Raw genomic sequence first — 16981 nt, 5'->3', positions numbered from 1 at the left:
AGGAGAATACTATCATGGAAAAAATGCCCGAATGGTTCAAAGTAAAATATAATCAAAAAGCCGTTGAGGAAGTCAGTGAACTCATGACAAATTTAAAACTCAACACAGTCTGCAAGGAAGCCAACTGTCCTAACTTAGGTGAATGTTTTCAAAAACACACCGCTACTTTCATGATTTTAGGTAGTCAGTGCACCAGGAACTGCCGTTTTTGCAATGTCGTTCACGGAACCCCGGAACCTGTCGACCCGCTGGAACCTCAGCATATTGCTGAAGCTGCAAAACATTTAGGACTTCGTCATGTGGTGATCACACAAGTTACACGGGATGACCTTCCGGATGGCGGTGCTTCCCACTTTGCTAAAACAATTGCTGCAATCCGGGAATTGTGCCCTTCTACCTCCATTGAGGTACTTATTAGCGATATGAAAGGGGATCATGCTTCCTTAGATACTGTAATTGCTGCCCATCCTGAAGTTATCAATCACAACATCGAAACCGTCCCCAGCCTCTATTCCACTGTACGCCCAGAAGCCAATTATCAAAGAAGCCTTGACGTTTTACGCTATGTAAAGGAACAAGATCCTTCTATTCGTACCAAAACCGGCATTATGGTAGGTCTTGGGGAAACAGATGAAGAAGTACTTCATACTATGGATGACGTATTAGCCGTAGGCTGTGATATTTTTACCATAGGTCAATATCTACGCCCTTCCGAAGAACATATTGAAATGAAAGAATATGTAGTTCCGGAAAAATTTGATATCTATAAAGTCATAGGAATGCAAAAAGGCTTCCATTATATTGCAAGTTCTCCATTAGTACGCAGCTCTTATCGTGCCGCCGAGGCATTAGAATCCTAAAAGGAGCTTCCTGTATAATTAAAAATGTAGAGGATTCCAAGAAAGAAGGTTGAGAAAAAAATACCTCAGTGTAAAATAAGATTACTGACTTTGCACGGTTAGTAAAAAATCTTATTAAACAGAGAGGTATCTAAAATGAAGTATAACACACAAAACAGTAAAATTGCATCAATAACAGAAAAAACTTTGATTGTTGGTATTGATGTTGGTAGTCAAGTGCATTATGCAAGAGCATTTGATTGGCGTAATTATGAGTATTCAAGAAAACCATTTGCATTCAGCAATGATGAAGAAGGTTTTATGGCGTTTAAGAACTGGATGGATGAAATTGCTGAAAATCACGACAAAGAGGTAGTGCTCCCAGGCATGGAGCCTACAGGACACTACTGGTTTGGTTTAGGAATGTTTCTACAAAACTTAGGAATGCGCCCGGTGCATGTGAATCCACATCATGTAAAAAAATCAAAGGAATTGGATGACAATAATCCGAACAAGAATGATCGAAAAGATCCGAAGACAATTGCTGCGTTGGTAAACGAAGGAAGATTTTCCTATCCATATATTCCATCAGGAATTTATGCGGAAATAAGAAATCTTTCAAATTTAAGATTCCAGACACAGGAAGAAATAACTCGAATCAAAAATCGAATTGCACGTTGGTTTAGCATTTACTTTCCAGAATACAAGGATGTTTATGGGAATCTTGATGCCGTAAGTGGAATGATGATTTTAAAGCAGGCACCATTGCCGGGGGATATCGTAAGACTTGGAGTTGATGGAGTGAATAAAATATGGCGAGATGCGAAGCTGAGAGCAGTAGGAATTAAGAGGGCAAAGACCCTGGTAAATAAAGCAGAGCATAGTATCGGAAGTCAAGAAGCACCAGAAGCAGCAAGAGTAGAACTTCAGATTTTGCTTGGTGATTATGAAATGTATACTTGTCGAATGAATGATTTGATGCAGACAATAGAAGAAAAACTGTATGAGATTCCATATATAGATAAACTCTTGGAGATAAAAGGGATTGGTATGATAACAATCTGTGGATTTATTGCAGAGGTTGGAGATATAAGACGTTTTGACAATCCAAAGCAGTTACAGAAGTTGGCCGGATATGCAATCGTTAGCAATGATTCAGGAAAGCATAACGGAGAAAGTCATATCAGTTATCGTGGAAGAAAAAGGCTGCGCTATGTTTTATATGAAGCGGCAATATCGTTAATAGGAAAGAATGCAGAGTTTAAGGAAATCCATAATTATTATAGAACAAGAGAACGGAATCCATTGAAGAAAATGCAGTCGGTAATAGCGGTTGCGTGTAAGGTAATACGTATATTTTATACGATATTAACCAAGGGTGTTGCATATGACGGAACGAAAATGCTTGAAGATATACAGCGTCCGGCATTGGCACTGAATTAAAAGAAACACAGAAACCCAAGCTTGTTATCGCGGTTGAACAAAGCAATTAGGAAAGGATTGTTTTGCTCAGCCACGATAAGGGCTGACAAGAATAAAAGCTGAGTAATCGGCAAAAGTGGAAATGAGAGGTAAACGTCCGCCGCAAGGTGCTTTCATAGAAACAGTCAGTAACAAAATTTACAAAGTATGAGCCAGTAGTCGGCAGGAATATTTTCCAGAGGGCATGACCCTGCAAAGGAGCTAAGCTGACACCCTGGTTATGGATAGGTGGAACGAAGGAAGTGAGGACTCTCCAAAATGTGAGATGATCCTGGTAGACATGGGAGGTACATCACCATAGAGGGACGGGTATACACAAGGCCATTTAAAACGAAACAATCGAGACGTTTTAATTCGTGTACCCAGAAACCACTATTTTTGCACCAGATGCAGAGAAATATCCATGATGATGGCTCGTTTTACTGAGAAACAATTTAAACAAATCCCTTATTTTAAGGGAAAAAAGACTTGACTATATAGGGAGGAAACTATATGATTTACATAGAAACCGGGTCCACCGACCCCTATTTTAATTTTGGTCTGGAGTATTATCTTATCACAGAAAAAATGTTTCAAGAACCGGTATTTCTCTTTTGGCAAACAAGCCCTACTCTGATGGTTGGGAAATATCAGAATACCCTAGAGGAAATCAACCTTCCTTATGCAAATGAACATCAACTTAACATTGTGCGCCGTATGTCCGGTGGTGGCACAATCTATACCGATATGGGTGGATTTCAATTTACATTCATTATTCCTTCCCAGAGTGAAGAAATCAGTTTTTCTGAATATATCACTCCTGTTATTGATGCACTGCATGAAATGGGAATCCCCGGTGCCGGTTTTAATGGTCGAAATGATTTAGTGATTGATGGCAAAAAATTTTCCGGTAACGCACAGTACCTCTATAATGGATTTACACTGCACCATGGTTCTCTTCTTTTTAACACCGACATAGAGCAAATGGTACAAAGCACTACCGTGGATTCTTACAAAATAATTTCCAAAGGAATTAAAAGTGTTCATGAACGAGTTACAAATATTTCTGAGCACCTTCCTTCCCCAATGCCTCCGGCGGAATTTAAGCAACGTATGATAAATAGTATTATGGGTAGTCCCGACTATTCTTTCTATACTTTGACCAACGAAGATTGTAAGAGAATCCATGAACTCGCACTTCAAAAATTCCAAAATTGGGATGCAATTTATGGTAGAAATCCAAAATGTACCCTTTCTAAAACAGGACATTTTGCCGGTGGAAACGTAAAAATAAATCTAGATATTACACATGGAATCATCAATGATTGCACTATCCATGGAGATTTCTTTGGTACACTTGATACAGATGCTCTGTGTCAGGCACTCTCCGGTACAAAATATGAGCGCCAGTCACTTGCGAATACTATCGCTCCTTTTGACCTTGAACACGGACTATACAAAATTACAAGGAAAGAGTTTCTTAACTGCCTTGCACCATAATTAAGTATACCTTCCCCTTCAATTACTGCTGCTGATTCATCACAACTCCTTCATCCGTAACGGATACACCAAATGAAATCCCTTCCATAAACTGGTATAATTCCGCACTAGAAGCTGTATCCATCTTCTGTGTCTTCGCACCGGAAGCATATGCCGGAATCAGTTGAAGGTTTGTCTCATTCTCCGGTGTGACGGTTGCTTTCAGCAGCACGGTACTCCCAATATCCTGATTAAAAATATAGTTACCAAGACTATATACAATAGGTTTTCCATTATAATACTCTATCCCCTGTAATACATGAGGATGAGAGCCTATCACCATATCTGCTCCTGCATCAATATACGCCTGTCCTAATTGTCTCTGATAATCCTGTGGTGTATTTTCCCGTTCAATTCCCCAATGTACATAAACCACTACATAATCACAAGATTCCTTGGCCTTACGAATTGCCTCACAAAGTTCTGTGCTATCATATGTACACAACATTCCCGGCTGCTGGTTGTCAATGTTCCAGCTTACCTCTGGTATTACACGAGACGCTGCCAGGAATCCAAAGGTCTTTCCACCCATTTCTGTTACATAAGGCTGTGCTGCACGTTCCTTACTTTCTCCTGCTCCTACATAAGCAATTTCTGCACTATCTAAAGTCTGAAATGTATCGGACAACGCTTCTTTTCCATAATCCAAGGCATGATTATTTGCCAGCGTAACTACATCTATTCCCATTTCTTGCAATATTTTTACATAAGACGGATCTACCCGAAATGTAAACTGCTTATCTGCCGCCTGTGTTCCTCTTGTAGAAAAAGGGAACTCCTCGTTTACCATGGTAAGGTCCACATTCTGCATCTCCATCTGTAATTCTTCTGAAATCACTCCGCTTATTCCACTATTTTCATAATTATTCAACACATAGGAACTTAGAAGAATGTCTCCGGAAAACACAATCGTTACCGGCTCCTGTGTATCTTCTTCCGGTATTTGTTCCGCATCCTCTTCTGTTATCTCTTGCTTTTCTATATCCTGTTCTTTGGCATCATTCTGTTCTTTGGCATCATTCTGCTCTTTAAAAGTTTCCTCTAGCTGCGCTTTCGTTGTCTTTTTATCACCATTCTCTTGTATTCCTGCTATTACCCACCAAAGTAGTGCTACCCCAATCACCAGCAATATCACAAGTGAAATCACCAATACTTTTGTATTTCTCTTCATCTTTTCTTTCTCCTCCGGTCATTTTTCGTACATTATACCATTGATTTTTATACTAATCAATGATACAATATTTAACAGACTTTAAACAAAAGGAGGGTTTCATTTGGCAACTTGGCAAATCGTACTACTGGTAATTGCCGCTGTTATGTTAATAGCAGTCATCGCACTTTACTTTGTAGGTAAAAAAGCTCAGAAAAAGAAAGAGGAACAGGATGCACAGATTGCTGCGTCATCGCAGACAATATCAATGCTGATTATCGATAAGAAAAAGATGCGTCTAAAAGACGCCGGACTTCCCGCTGCAGTTTTAGAACAGACACCAAAGATGTTACGACGTTCCAAAATGCCTATCGTTAAGGCAAAGGTTGGACCTAAAGTAATGACTTTAATCTGTGATGCTCAGATTTATGACAGCATTCCTACTAAAAAGGAAGTAAAGGCTGTGGTAAGTGGTCTTTACATTACCGGAGTAAAAGGACTTCGTGGTTCTAATGAACCGGCTCCTCAGAAAAAGAGATTCCGGGATCGCTTTAAGAAACAAAAATAATAACCATACATAAAAAACTGGGATTGTACCGCAACGGTATAATCCCAGTTTTTTAGTTTAAAAATTAGTCATATTTCAACATCTCATCCATATTACCATGAAGCTGCTGCAAATATTCCTTCACTTCATCCTTTAATGTATCATCTCGTAATGCAAATTCTATGTTTGCCTGTAGGAATCCAATTTTACTTCCCACATCATAACGATGGCCTTTAAAATCATACGCATACATTGCCTGTTCTTTCGCAAGACGCTTTAGCGCATCCGTCAACTGAATCTCGCCACCTTTTCCAGCATCCTGTGTCTCCAAAAATGGAAATATTTCAGGCGTAATAATGTATCGTCCCAGTACAGCAATATTGGATGGTGCTTCCTCCAATGCCGGCTTTTCTACCATGTCCTGAACCTTGTATACACGATCATCCACCTGTTTTCCGGCAATGATTCCATATTTATTAACTACCTCATGTGGCACGGTCTGTACTCCTAAGATAGAAGTCTGATATTCATGGAATACATCCAACATCTGTCCCAGACATGGCTTCTTAGAAATAACTACATCATCCCCAAGAAGTACAGCAAATGGTTCATTTCCAATGAAATGCTGCGCTGCAAGGATAGCATGTCCCAATCCCCGTGGTTCCTTTTGACGAATATAGTGAATATTTGCCATCTCTGAAATCTCTTTTACCATATCCAGCATTTGCTGTTTTCCGTTTTTCTCCAGTTCAAGTTCCAATTCAATGGAACGGTCAAAATGGTCTTCAATAGAACGTTTATTACGTCCCGTCACTACGATAATGTCCTGAATCCCCGCTTCTGCAGCCTCTTCAATAATATACTGTATCGTTGGCTTATCCACGATAGGTAACATCTCTTTCGGCTGTGCTTTCGTTGCCGGCAAAAATCTGGTTCCCAAACCTGCCGCCGGAATAATCGCCTTTCTTACCTTCATAATCATCTTCTCCTTGCTATTTTATCCTATGATAGTGAAAAATCTTTCGCCTCTTTTGACTTAATATTCATGGTAATAGAGCAGTCTGCAAGATGCTCATAATTCACTTCCAGATTATATTTTACCTTAACATCTATATTTTCATCGGTTTCATTGATATCTACGCTTTTTGCATCAATGCCAATGAGAATACTTCCAAATGGCGTATAATAATAAGAAACATTCTTCTTATTTTTTTCAAATATCATATGAACATTAGAAACACCCTTTTTGGTAATATCCAAATAGTCATCTGTAATCTTGATTATATTACGGGTGCTTCCTTCAAAGCCCTCCATTACCTCATCATACAAGATATAATGCTTTCCATTCTTCTTGTAATAGTCTCCGGCAGTAATTACCTCTACCGGTTCCGCTTCCTCTTCACCCTGGGCTGCAAACTGCAATCCACTAATTCTTAATAATACATCTTTTGTCATACATTACTCCTCTATATGTATTAAACGTGCTTCTTCTATCTCACATGGTAAAATAGAATTTGCAAAATTTTTAAACTTCTCTGCTGCATCACTGACATAAAACTGATACATAGGCACATCTCTGGTATCAGCACCGTCATTTGTCAACCGGTGTTCTGCCAAAAGTCGTTTCAATCCCTGTGCTGTTTCATATGCCGGGTTTACCAAATTCACCTTTTCTCCCATAATACCTCGTATGGTCGACCGCAATAACGGATAATGAGTACATCCTAAAATCAAGGTATCAATATCTGACTTCTGGAAAAATTCCAGATAACGCTTGGCTACTTCAATGGTAACCGGATCCTTCAGCCATCCTTCTTCTACTAACGGCACAAACAACGGACACGCCTTTCCTAATACTGTCGCATCCGGATTATGCTCCTTTATAGTCTTAGTATATATCTGGCTGCCAATGGTTCCTTCTGTTCCGATTACTCCAATTCTTCCAGTTATGGTAGTCTCTGCTGCAACCTTCGCCCCGGGCTTTACCACTCCAATGATTGGAATCTTCATCTCCGGACGAATAGTTTCTAGTGCAAAAGCACTTGCTGTATTACAAGCTACCACAATTGCCTTGACCCCCTTTGACTCCAGAAAACGAATAATCTGTCTGGAATAAAGGGTAATCGTCTCTTTTGATTTACTACCATAAGGCACTCTTGCCGTATCACCAAAATAAATAATACGTTCTTCCGGCAACTGGCGCATAATTTCTCTTGCTACGGTAAGCCCGCCTACGCCGGAATCAAACACCCCGATTGGGGCATATTTTTTATCTTCAACTGATTGTATCATGTTACTATCTCCATATATTAAGTCATATAGATTTATATTACCTTTTTTAATGAGAAATTGCAACTGCTTCCTTCACATCTTTCCATAAATCTGCAATAGCAAATTTCACTTGGTAGTTTTTATCCTCCATAAGACTCTTATATTCCTCTGGGGTCAACACACGTTCTAAGGACTTCTCAGCTTCCTCATCCACCACTTCATAAGTGCTGTTAAAAAAACACAAATTAGGGTACATGACACACCACCAGTTATGCCCCTCGCCGTTTCCAATGGTTACCTCGAGAGCCTCGTAATTTCCTGCCTGAAAGGTATAAGGTCCATACGTCTTTTCGGGAAAATCCGTGTTAGCAAGTCTTGCAGATACAGTATATGTATATCCTTCCTCTGATATCACTTTTTCCGCCTGTTCTTCAATAGCAGAAAGATTCTCCATCACAATTTGACGACTTTCTTCAATCTCTGTTACTTCGACAAGCTTTGGCTGCATAAAACTTCCAATTGCATCCCTTACCTTCAGCTTTAATTGCTGGTCTTCTTCCGAATCACTGTTAGCAAGTATATGAAAACGTATAATTTTTCCTGCAATTTCCTCTGCCATTTCACGTTGCTGATACCGCTGATACCCTGTCACCGCTACCACTATCATTGCTGCCAGCACCAGAATTCTTTTTCCTGCTCTATGTAATTTTTTCACACTAATACCTTCCTTAACCGGGTCTCGCGAAAACCCTTGTTTTACCGGTTAAAGAAAGTATTACCTGTTTTTTCTATTTTATTCCATTTATTGAAAATTTAAAATTGTAATATCTGTTTGAAATACCTGTTGTACTGCCTTTCCATAAGTTTCCGGCATGTTCCGATATGTTTCATATAAATTTCTATTATGTCCTCCAAGAGCAACATAACTATTTGTCATATCGATACCCATTTCCTTCTGAAGCTTTCCTGCTGTTTCAGTAAGTTCAAATTCCAGTTGTTTCTCTAATTGCTGTTCCAGTTGATATTGCTGCCGTTTATCTGTCTGGTTGGACTGACAGATACTTCCTTTTCCATCAACAGACACTGTCACCACCGGTATTCCCTCTTCTTCTGTAATCTGTTTTTCCACACAAATATCCGTAATTTCCACAATGGTTCCATCCTCGCACTCATATTGAAAGTTCTTAAGCAGATTCTGGCTTAAAAAGACCTCCATTGCCTCTTCCACCGAAATATCTCCCACATACTGAAAATTAGAAATCACTCCATATTTCGAGATGACCGGGCGCTCTCCCTGTTCTGTCAATACCGGTATTAAAATCAGTTCATCTTGATTATGCCATTGATCCATCAAGTCTCCTATCGTAGCAATTTTATCTGACTTAAAATCCTTCTGGCTTTCTAACATTTCCTCCAGATATTTTCCTACAGACCCTTCTGTTTCCTCCGTTAGAGACAAAATCTCTGCAGCCTTTCCTTCTGACAAAAGCAGACTGGTATTTCCTGCCACACCAGGCCGATCCTCCCAACTTTCCAAAAGTTGACGCAACAGACGCATATCGTTAAAATTTTCCTCACTGAGAATGATATTTTTCAAATGATTATAATCCAAAATACGATTGGTATTATTTTCATAAGACTTTTCTACATGATACAGGTCTTTTCCCTCAAGAGAAAATTCCATAGGAGTATCGGAAGTTTTACTTTTTTCAGAAATTTGTTTTAAATCCGGAAAATCAAAGCTCACCACCAACTTTTCTTCCGGCTGCTCAGTTTGCACATCAATCCCCATTGCTAGTGGGAAACTGCGTTGCTCCAGCTCTACAGAATCACAACCACACAGCATACTAATGCTTACTGCCATACTAAACGCTGCTATACGTTTTCGCACCGCTTTCTTCCTCCCTTCCTTTTTTTGAAATATGTTCGCACATGACAGATAATAGGCACCAACAGCAAAATTCCAAACATTCCCGGTAATGCAATCCACCGCTGATATGATTCAAAGATATTCTCCATAAAGTGATTCTTCATAAAGCTGTTTCCGGTAAAAAATATCAATACTAAAACTGCCACCATACTATAATTTGTCTTAGTTTCGTGGCATAACTCTTTTAGAATCAACGTTCCCTGAAATACTCCCGTATGGAGCAAAGCAAACAGCGCAAAGAACCAAACTGCTGTCATGGTCACATCTTGTCTTGGGAAAAAACCTCCCGGCAAATTTATCATACTCATTAAGGTAATTATGGGACGTTTTAATATCTGCACGGTATTCTGTCCAAAATTCCCTATCAAAATCAAATAAATTACTACATTTACCAACGTTACGGTAATCACTGCCCGTTTTCCGCACACTGCCAATTTTTCCGTTTTTCCTGCGAATGGTTTTAAGAACAAGATTCCTGCCAAAGGCAACAGAAAACTCCACACAGTAAAACTATTTTCCATATAAAGTTTTCCATCTGAGTAGAAAATTGGTGTCCAATAATCTGTATTTACAGAAGTCGCTGCAAATCCAAGCATAATAATCAAGGGGATTCCCAGAAACCAGAACAGAATCTCATAAATTCTTGCCCGTCCTTCAATTCCTCGAAAGGTTCCATAGCCTGCCAATAACAACACCCAAAGTTCTACCATCCAGTAAGCCCCCTCCGGCAGTAACCATGATAAGATAAGCACGTCCATTTGATATACCACATATCCTGCCAGTACGATGAAATACATAAGATAGAATACCATGAAAATATCCGCCAGAAATTGTCCTATATTTTCTTTCATGTATTCATAATAACTTTCCTGCATGAACTTTAAATTTCCTTGTATTAGTCCCAACATTAAAAGCCCGCCGCACATTCCAAGAAGCAGGCAAAAAATACCGTCTGCTCCCGTCATATCCGCAAGAATTCCGGGTAATACCAGACTGCTTAGTCCAAATAAATCTAAGATTATCAATCTGCTTATCTGGCGTAACGAAATTTTCCAATTATCTGCAAACATATTTTTCCGCCTTACTTTATTTTTAGTCTGGTTCTTGCTCCATTCCTGGTATAAACCGGTCTTTTTTTCAAGAACTTCAGAGGGAGACGTAAAAAAGTATCTCGTTCATCCTGATATCCGTTCAAATCCGCCCCCACAAAAGGAGACAAATATGGAATTCCAAAGCTCTCCAAATGAGACAAATGAATCAGTACTGCCATAATTCCAAGCAAAAATCCGAAGAAACCAAGATAGCCACACACCAGAATAAATGCAAACTTCAAGATTCGAAATGCCGTAGCAAATTCTTCGTTAGGTACAGCAAAGGAACAAAGGGCAGTCAATGCCACTACAATTACTACAATGGGACTTACAATATTTGCATCCACTGCCGCCTGACCGATAATCAATCCTCCCACAATTCCAATGGTATTTCCATTGGCTCCCGGAAGTCGTACTCCTGCCTCTCGAAGCAATTCAAATGCCAACTCCATCAAAAGAACCTCCACTACCGCCGGAAACGGTACTCCCTGCCTTGCTGCTGCTAAGGAAAGCAATAAGTCTGTGGGCAAAATCTGGGTATGGAAATTAGTCATAGCAAGATAAAGCCCCGGAAATGTCATGGCAAGAAAAGAGGCTACATATCTCAATATTCTGGTAAAAGAAGCAATCTCCCAACGACTGTAATAATCATCACTGGTCTGAATAAAGGTGTTGTAGGTTGCCGGAAGTATCAGCGCCACAGGCGAATTATCCGAAAGCAACACAATCCTTCCCTCTAAAATTGCCATAGCTGCCCTATCCGGTCTCTGAGTGGTCTGAAACTGCGGGAATGGAGAATATTTCCTTTTTTCCGTCAACTGTTCAATAATCCCACTGTCCAATGTTCCATCTATCTCAAACTCCTGCAAACGCTTTTCAATTTCTTCTAACATTCCCGGATAAATCAAATCCTTCATATAGACTAAATCCACATTGGTATGTGTTCTTCTCCCCGCAAAGCTTTCCTTTACCTTGACATGAGGACTGCGCAAACGCTTTCGGATTAATGCTGTATTAAGCTTGATAGACTCTGAAAATCCCTCATTAGAGCCCCGTATTACTTTTTCTGACTCTACTTCATATACACCTCTTCCAGGATATCCCTGATCCGGAATCTTCAATGCCCGTTCATAACCCTCTAAAAAGAAAATAACATCTCCTGTCAACATACCCTGAGCTGCATCTTCGATAGTCTCAAACGGCTCCGAATCTGATATATCCCATGTATTGCTTCTTACATAAGAGGCTAATTCTTCCTCAGGTAGCTCCCGTAATGTATTTAACAGCTTTCCAATGGCTGACTCCTTCCAATCCGTACCACTGACCGCCACTTCAATGTAGGCAATATAGCATTCCTTTTTTAAATGCTGTCCCACCTTAATTCGTCTTTTCTTAATGTCAGCACAATCCGAGAACAGTTCTTCATAATTTCGAATGTTTTCCTCTAGCCTTGTGGTAATCTTTTTGGGCATAATACTTCACCTTCTTTCATTTATATCTTATAGCGTAAAAAAAGAATCCCTATGATAGGAATTCTTTTTCTTTCTCTTTTTTCTATTTTTCCCAGATTTTTCTTGTTTATTCAAGAAATATGTAAGAAACCACAACGGTTTACTCTTGTTCCCGAATAATATTTTTTACCATCATTTCCTGATTTACCACATGATAACTCATAACTCGTATCACTTCATCTCTGTCTTTTCTCTTCAAACAATCAAAAATCTTTTCATGTTCCTGAATCAGCGTTGGATAGCTCTCTTCACTCTTTAAATACTCCACACGATAACGATACATCTGTTCCCGCAGATTATTTAGCATGTTTACTAGTTTGGGATTATTCGCAGCCTGATAAATCACATCATGAAACTCTACATCTGCCTGTGCAATCCTTTTTACATCATGACTTCTGGTACTTGCTTCAAAGTTCTTCAATGCCACCTGCAATTTTTCCAAATCAGACTCCTGAATATTATCACACGCAAGACCTACCGCAAGTTCATCCAATGCCTTACGAATTTGAAGCACATCTTCCATATCCTTCTCTGTCATTCGTGCAACTTCCGCACCCTTTCTTGGTACCGTTACTGCAAGCCCTTCCAATTCCAACATACGAATTGCTTCACGGATTGGTGTTCTGCTGACACCAAGCTTAGAAGCTAACTGTAACTCCATCAGTCGTTCTCCCGGTTTTAATTCTCCCTTTAAAATTGCTTCACGCAATGTATTGAATACTACATCACGCAAGGGCAAATACGCATTCATGTTTAATTCCAATTTATCAGCCATGGTCTACCTCCTGTTATTGTATATTTCCGTTAAATACACCTGTTTTGCAAGATTTCCTTCCCGCATCCGGTGATACGCATATTCTGCTTTTTCCTTGTCCTCAAACAAACCAAATACAGTAGGACCGCTTCCACTCATCATGGCATTTAATGCCCCATCATTTATCATCTGTTCCTTAATCTCAGCAATTACCGGATAATTTGGGATAGTAACACTTTCCAACACATTTCCCATATGTGCCGCCATATCCTTAAGACTTCCCCTTTCAATATCCTGTACCAAAAGATCGATGTCCGGATGTTTTGTATTCTCATCCAACCTCAAATTCTCGTACACAAACTTGGTAGATACACTAATGGGCGGTTTCGCAATTAATACCTTACACTCCGGTGCCGGCATAAGTTCTGTTAATTCCTCTCCTATTCCCTCTGCCAAAGCTGTTCCTCTCATAATACAATAAGGAACATCTGCACCAATCTTTACTCCTCTCTGCATTAATTCTTCTGTGGACAAACCTAACCGGAACATTCGATTCATTCCATACAATACAGCCGCTGCATCTGAACTTCCTCCTGCCATACCCGCTGCAACCGGAATAAACTTCTGCAAATCAATTTGCACACCCTGCTGTATCTGAAATTCATCCATAAGCAACTTCGCTGCCTTATATACCAGATTATTCTCATTTTCCGGCAAATAGAACAAGTTTGTCTTCACCTGTATCTTTTGATTTTTCGTTTTTTTAATGGTAATCCGATCATAGAGCCGGATGGTCTGCATAATCATTTTCACCTCATGATAGCCATCTTCTCTTCTTCGAATAACATCCAGTCCCAGATTTATTTTTGCCAGTGCCCTGAGTCTCATTTCATACATTGTTTTTCTCCTGTATTTTGTATACATACTACTTACTAGTTAAACATTTTTTATATAAAAAGTCAATCATTAAGCTATTAATTTTCTCCATTTTCCTGCCGATAGAAAATACAAGAATAGTAAAAACGGGTATGGATACCCATTGATTTTTTCCAAGGAGGGTTACTATGAACGTAAACAGTGTTACTAATGCAGCTGCTTATACTGCAGCAACTAATACCAAAACTTACACAAAATCAACTTCTACCGACTCTAAATCAAGTGAAAAAGATACCGGAGTCGTTTATGAAAAAGGTACGGATACCTCTTCCAAAACAATCTATGCCAAGGAAGATGTTGTTGCTCGCCTGAAAGCAGATGCTGATGCAAGAACTTCTCAATTAAAGAGTCTGGTTGAAAAAATGATGTCTCAACAGGGCATAAAAATCGGTCAAGTTGACGATATGTGGAAATTCCTGGCAAGTGGTGATTACACCGTTACTCCGGAAGTAAAAGCGCAGGCGCAGGCTGATATTGCAGAAGACGGTTACTGGGGCGTAGAACAGACTTCTGACCGCATTATTGAATTTGCAAAAGCTCTGGTGGGCGATGACCCAGAGAAAGCTGAATCCATGCGTGCTGCCTTCGAAAAAGGTTTTAAAGCTGCTACCAAATCATGGGGCAGAGAGTTACCGGAAATTTCTCAGAAAACCTACGATGCTGTTATGAAGAAATTTGATCAGTGGGCCGGTGTGGATAAGACTGAAGCAAGCGAAACGGAATAAAACGATTTAATACTAAAAAAAGAGAAGCTAATGCTTCTCTTTTTCTATTTCTACCTTATTATTTTTCTTTTTTCTTAAACTTTACTCGGAAGGTATACCATAACGCTCCCGTAATACATATAGAAGAATAAGTACCGCAGATGATACCAACCATCAGAGGTAATGCAAATTCTTTCACAGAATTTACTCCTAAAACAAACAGAAGCGCAACCATGACAAAGGTTGTCAGAGAGGTATTAATACTTCTGGACAATGTCTGTGTAATACTTTTGTTCGCCACTTCCAATAAGTTCTCTTCATTCTGGTCGCGTAAAACCGGCAAGTTCTCACGAATACGGTCAAAGATAACAATTGTTGCATTAACAGAGTAACCTACAATCGTCAGCATACATGCTATAAAAGTATTTCCAACAGAAACTCTTGCAACTGCATAGAAGGCAAGCACTACTAATACGTCATGTACCAGTGCCAATACTGCACTTCCTGCAAAGCGAATATCTTTAAACCGGAACCATATATATATCAACATACAGATAGTTGCGATTGCTACTGCCCAGACTGCATCAGACTTCATTTCGGAGCTGATAGTTGAACTGATATTTTCAGAAGTAATGGTTTCTTTATCTACCCCAAACTTTTCTGCTAATGTATCATTTAATGCTTCACGTTCTTCTAAATTCAAAGAACGTGTCTTAATTACAATCTGGTTAGACTCCTTAATCTTCTGAGTCTGAACGTTTTTATCTCCGGTCAGGTTTTCAATTACCGGAACAATTTCCTTATCAATCTCTGCAATAGAATATTCTTTTGAGAACTCTGCTGTTGTAGAAGTTCCACCTACAAAATCAAGACTGAAATTTAATACCTTGTTTCCATTTGCATTATGCACACCCATTCCAATAAATCCGGCTGCTATCAATGCAATTGATACTGTAAAGAAAACTGCTCGTTTTCCAAGAAAATTGATGGTTTTTCTTTCCGGCTTCTTACCATAAAGTTTTTCACTTTTCGCACCTAGTGCATAGAAGCATTTCATCAGCCATCTGGTTACTACCAATGCAGTAAACATGGATAATACAATACCAATTCCTAAGGTATAAGCAAATCCCTTCACAGGACCGGAACCTCTCAGTCCTAATACTACTGCTGCAATTAAAGTCGTAACATTACCATCTACAATAGCTGACAATGCCTTGTCATAACCAATCTTCATCGCTGTACCTACAGCTTTTCCGGCTGCAATTTCTTCCTGTATTCTGGCAAAGATAATAACATTTGCATCAACTGCCATACCAATGGAAAGAATAATACCTGCAATACCAGGTAAGGTCAGAGTAATGTCGAAAATCCATAATGCCCATACCATCAATGCAGAATATAAAATCAATGCAATACCGGATGCAAATCCCTGTATACGATACATTACAATCATAAACAAAATCACTACTGCCAGACCAATGGCTGCTGCCAATAAACTACTGGACATTGCAGAAGTTCCAAGCTGTGCACCTACAACTTTTGAGTTCAATTCTTCAAGTTCCAAGGAAAGGGAACCAATACGAATGGTAGAAGCCAATTCATCAGCTGCTTCATAGCTCTCCATTCCGGTAATCTGTGCATTTCCATCAGAAATTACTGACTGTACGTTTGGACTACTAATAGTTTCACCATCATATACAATCGGAATCTGTTTTCCCAGATTTGCTTCTGTCGCTTCCGCAAACTTTTTCGTTCCTTCTTCCGTCAGAGTCAGGGATACTACATTCTGTCTTCTTCCCTGCTCGTCTGTGTAAGTCTCCGGCTGAGCATCCTTAATATCGTTTCCGTCTAAGATTGTTTCCCCGGCAGATGTCTGAAATTCTAAGGAACCCGGTTTTCCCATTTCCTCTAAAATGGTATTGGCATCAGAAACTCCCGGTATCTCAATACTGATACGATTGGAACCTTCCTGATATACACTTGCCTCCGTGCTATACTTTTCCACACGTTTTTGCAACTTATAAACAGTGTCTTTCATGTCTTCGGCGGATGGTTTTTCTTCTACTGCCTCGTAGGTAATGCTGACACCACCTGCTAAATCAAGGCCTAATTTGATGTTACGATTTTCTCCAACACCGACAGTCGAGATAATGGTTCCGGCATACCAAGTCATACCTGCCAAAATTGCCAGAATCAGAACCAGAATCCCCATAGCTCTGCTTTTCTTCATGATAGTTCTTCCTCTCTT

16 protein-coding genes are annotated in these 16981 nt (G+C 39.6%); 5 read left to right on the top strand and 11 right to left on the bottom strand.

From position 1 onward, the window contains the following. Positions 1-14: 14 nt before the first annotated feature. The 3 genes from lipA to BIV20_RS03630 all read left to right on the top strand — a co-directional run bounded on the left by lipA (position 15) and on the right by BIV20_RS03630 (position 3800). Positions 15-860, top strand: coding sequence for a lipoyl synthase (lipA, locus tag BIV20_RS03640; protein WP_075718158.1), 846 nt, complete (start codon positions 15-17; stop codon positions 858-860). A 135-nt stretch (positions 861-995) separates the two neighbouring features. After that, on the top strand, positions 996-2282 hold the full coding sequence (locus BIV20_RS03635) for an IS110 family transposase (RefSeq protein ID WP_075718156.1): 1287 nt from the start codon (positions 996-998) through the stop codon (positions 2280-2282). Positions 2283-2813: 531 nt separating this feature from the next. Continuing rightward, positions 2814-3800: a lipoate--protein ligase gene (locus tag BIV20_RS03630; protein ID WP_075718154.1), complete on the top strand. Its 987-nt coding sequence runs from the start codon at positions 2814-2816 to the stop codon at positions 3798-3800. Between the two features lie 22 nt (positions 3801-3822). Here the strand turns inward: BIV20_RS03630 and BIV20_RS03625 are convergent, their stop codons facing one another. Next, complete coding sequence (locus BIV20_RS03625) at positions 3823-5010, bottom strand: CapA family protein (protein WP_075718151.1); 1188 nt, start codon at positions 5008-5010, stop codon at positions 3823-3825. Between the two features lie 103 nt (positions 5011-5113). On the opposite strand from BIV20_RS03625, the gene BIV20_RS03620 reads away from it, so the two are divergent. Then, positions 5114-5557: a hypothetical protein gene (locus BIV20_RS03620; protein ID WP_075718149.1), complete on the top strand. Its 444-nt coding sequence runs from the start codon at positions 5114-5116 to the stop codon at positions 5555-5557. Positions 5558-5621: 64 nt separating this feature from the next. On the opposite strand, the gene galU is transcribed toward BIV20_RS03620, so the two are convergent. The 9 genes from galU to ispE all read right to left on the bottom strand — a co-directional run bounded on the left by galU (position 5622) and on the right by ispE (position 13990). Next, positions 5622-6512 (bottom strand): UTP--glucose-1-phosphate uridylyltransferase GalU, encoded by an 891-nt coding sequence (galU, locus tag BIV20_RS03615; RefSeq protein WP_075718147.1) that lies wholly within the window; start codon positions 6510-6512, stop codon positions 5622-5624. Positions 6513-6538: 26 nt separating this feature from the next. Further along, entirely contained in the window at positions 6539-6991 is a 453-nt protein-coding gene (locus tag BIV20_RS03610) for a DUF1934 domain-containing protein (protein WP_075718145.1), read from the bottom strand. 3 nt (positions 6992-6994) lie between these two features. Continuing rightward, on the bottom strand, positions 6995-7828 hold the full coding sequence (murI, locus tag BIV20_RS03605) for a glutamate racemase (protein ID WP_075718143.1): 834 nt from the start codon (positions 7826-7828) through the stop codon (positions 6995-6997). 46 nt (positions 7829-7874) lie between these two features. Next, entirely contained in the window at positions 7875-8522 is a 648-nt protein-coding gene (spoIIR, locus tag BIV20_RS03600; RefSeq protein WP_083655081.1) for a stage II sporulation protein R, read from the bottom strand. Between the two features lie 87 nt (positions 8523-8609). Beyond that, positions 8610-9698 (bottom strand): Ger(x)C family spore germination protein, encoded by a 1089-nt coding sequence (locus tag BIV20_RS03595; protein ID WP_075718141.1) that lies wholly within the window; start codon positions 9696-9698, stop codon positions 8610-8612. Continuing rightward, on the bottom strand, positions 9683-10807 hold the full coding sequence (locus BIV20_RS03590; protein ID WP_075718139.1) for a GerAB/ArcD/ProY family transporter: 1125 nt from the start codon (positions 10805-10807) through the stop codon (positions 9683-9685). Before BIV20_RS03590 ends, BIV20_RS03595 begins: the two co-directional genes overlap by 16 nt. An 11-nt stretch (positions 10808-10818) precedes the next feature. After that, positions 10819-12300 carry a spore germination protein gene (locus tag BIV20_RS03585; protein WP_075718137.1) on the bottom strand — a complete coding sequence of 494 codons (1482 nt, stop codon included), beginning with the start codon at positions 12298-12300 and terminating at the stop codon, positions 10819-10821. A 139-nt stretch (positions 12301-12439) separates the two neighbouring features. Then, on the bottom strand, positions 12440-13114 hold the full coding sequence (locus BIV20_RS03580; RefSeq protein WP_075718135.1) for a GntR family transcriptional regulator: 675 nt from the start codon (positions 13112-13114) through the stop codon (positions 12440-12442). 3 nt (positions 13115-13117) lie between these two features. Next, the gene (gene ispE / locus BIV20_RS03575) at positions 13118-13990 is read right to left on the bottom strand and encodes a 4-(cytidine 5'-diphospho)-2-C-methyl-D-erythritol kinase (protein ID WP_192848862.1); all 873 of its coding nucleotides are present in this window, start codon (positions 13988-13990) and stop codon (positions 13118-13120) included. Positions 13991-14157: 167 nt separating this feature from the next. Between ispE and BIV20_RS03570 the strand changes: the two genes are divergently transcribed. Then, entirely contained in the window at positions 14158-14754 is a 597-nt protein-coding gene (locus BIV20_RS03570) for a hypothetical protein (protein ID WP_075718133.1), read from the top strand. 58 nt (positions 14755-14812) lie between these two features. Here the strand turns inward: BIV20_RS03570 and secD are convergent, their stop codons facing one another. Next, positions 14813-16963, bottom strand: a complete 2151-nt coding sequence (secD, locus tag BIV20_RS03565; protein ID WP_075718131.1) for a protein translocase subunit SecD — start codon at positions 16961-16963, stop codon at positions 14813-14815. Positions 16964-16981: the final 18 nt, after the last annotated feature.

It is taken from the genome of Roseburia sp. 499 (assembly GCF_001940225.2).
Classification (GTDB): Bacteria; Bacillota; Clostridia; order Lachnospirales; family Lachnospiraceae; genus Petralouisia.
The sequence above is the reverse complement of the archived record's forward strand: the minus strand, read 5'-3'. Positions and strand labels throughout refer to the sequence as shown.

Bases quoted from the DNA above. Each gene is read 5' to 3' on its own strand.
- lipA (WP_075718158.1), top strand. From the start codon at position 15: ATGGAAAAAATGCCCGAATGGTTCAAAGTAAAATATAATCAAAAAGCC.
- BIV20_RS03635 (WP_075718156.1), top strand. From the start codon at position 996: ATGAAGTATAACACACAAAACAGTAAAATTGCATCAATAACAGAAAAA.
- BIV20_RS03630 (WP_075718154.1), top strand. From the start codon at position 2,814: ATGATTTACATAGAAACCGGGTCCACCGACCCCTATTTTAATTTTGGT.
- BIV20_RS03625 (WP_075718151.1), bottom strand. From the start codon at position 5,010: ATGAAGAGAAATACAAAAGTATTGGTGATTTCACTTGTGATATTGCTG.
- galU (WP_075718147.1), bottom strand. From the start codon at position 6,512: ATGAAGGTAAGAAAGGCGATTATTCCGGCGGCAGGTTTGGGAACCAGA.
- BIV20_RS03610 (WP_075718145.1), bottom strand. From the start codon at position 6,991: ATGACAAAAGATGTATTATTAAGAATTAGTGGATTGCAGTTTGCAGCC.
- murI (WP_075718143.1), bottom strand. From the start codon at position 7,828: ATGATACAATCAGTTGAAGATAAAAAATATGCCCCAATCGGGGTGTTT.
- BIV20_RS03590 (WP_075718139.1), bottom strand. From the start codon at position 10,807: ATGTTTGCAGATAATTGGAAAATTTCGTTACGCCAGATAAGCAGATTG.
- BIV20_RS03585 (WP_075718137.1), bottom strand. From the start codon at position 12,300: ATGCCCAAAAAGATTACCACAAGGCTAGAGGAAAACATTCGAAATTAT.
- BIV20_RS03580 (WP_075718135.1), bottom strand. From the start codon at position 13,114: ATGGCTGATAAATTGGAATTAAACATGAATGCGTATTTGCCCTTGCGT.
- ispE (WP_192848862.1), bottom strand. From the start codon at position 13,990: ATGTATGAAATGAGACTCAGGGCACTGGCAAAAATAAATCTGGGACTG.
- BIV20_RS03570 (WP_075718133.1), top strand. From the start codon at position 14,158: ATGAACGTAAACAGTGTTACTAATGCAGCTGCTTATACTGCAGCAACT.
- secD (WP_075718131.1), bottom strand. From the start codon at position 16,963: ATGAAGAAAAGCAGAGCTATGGGGATTCTGGTTCTGATTCTGGCAATT.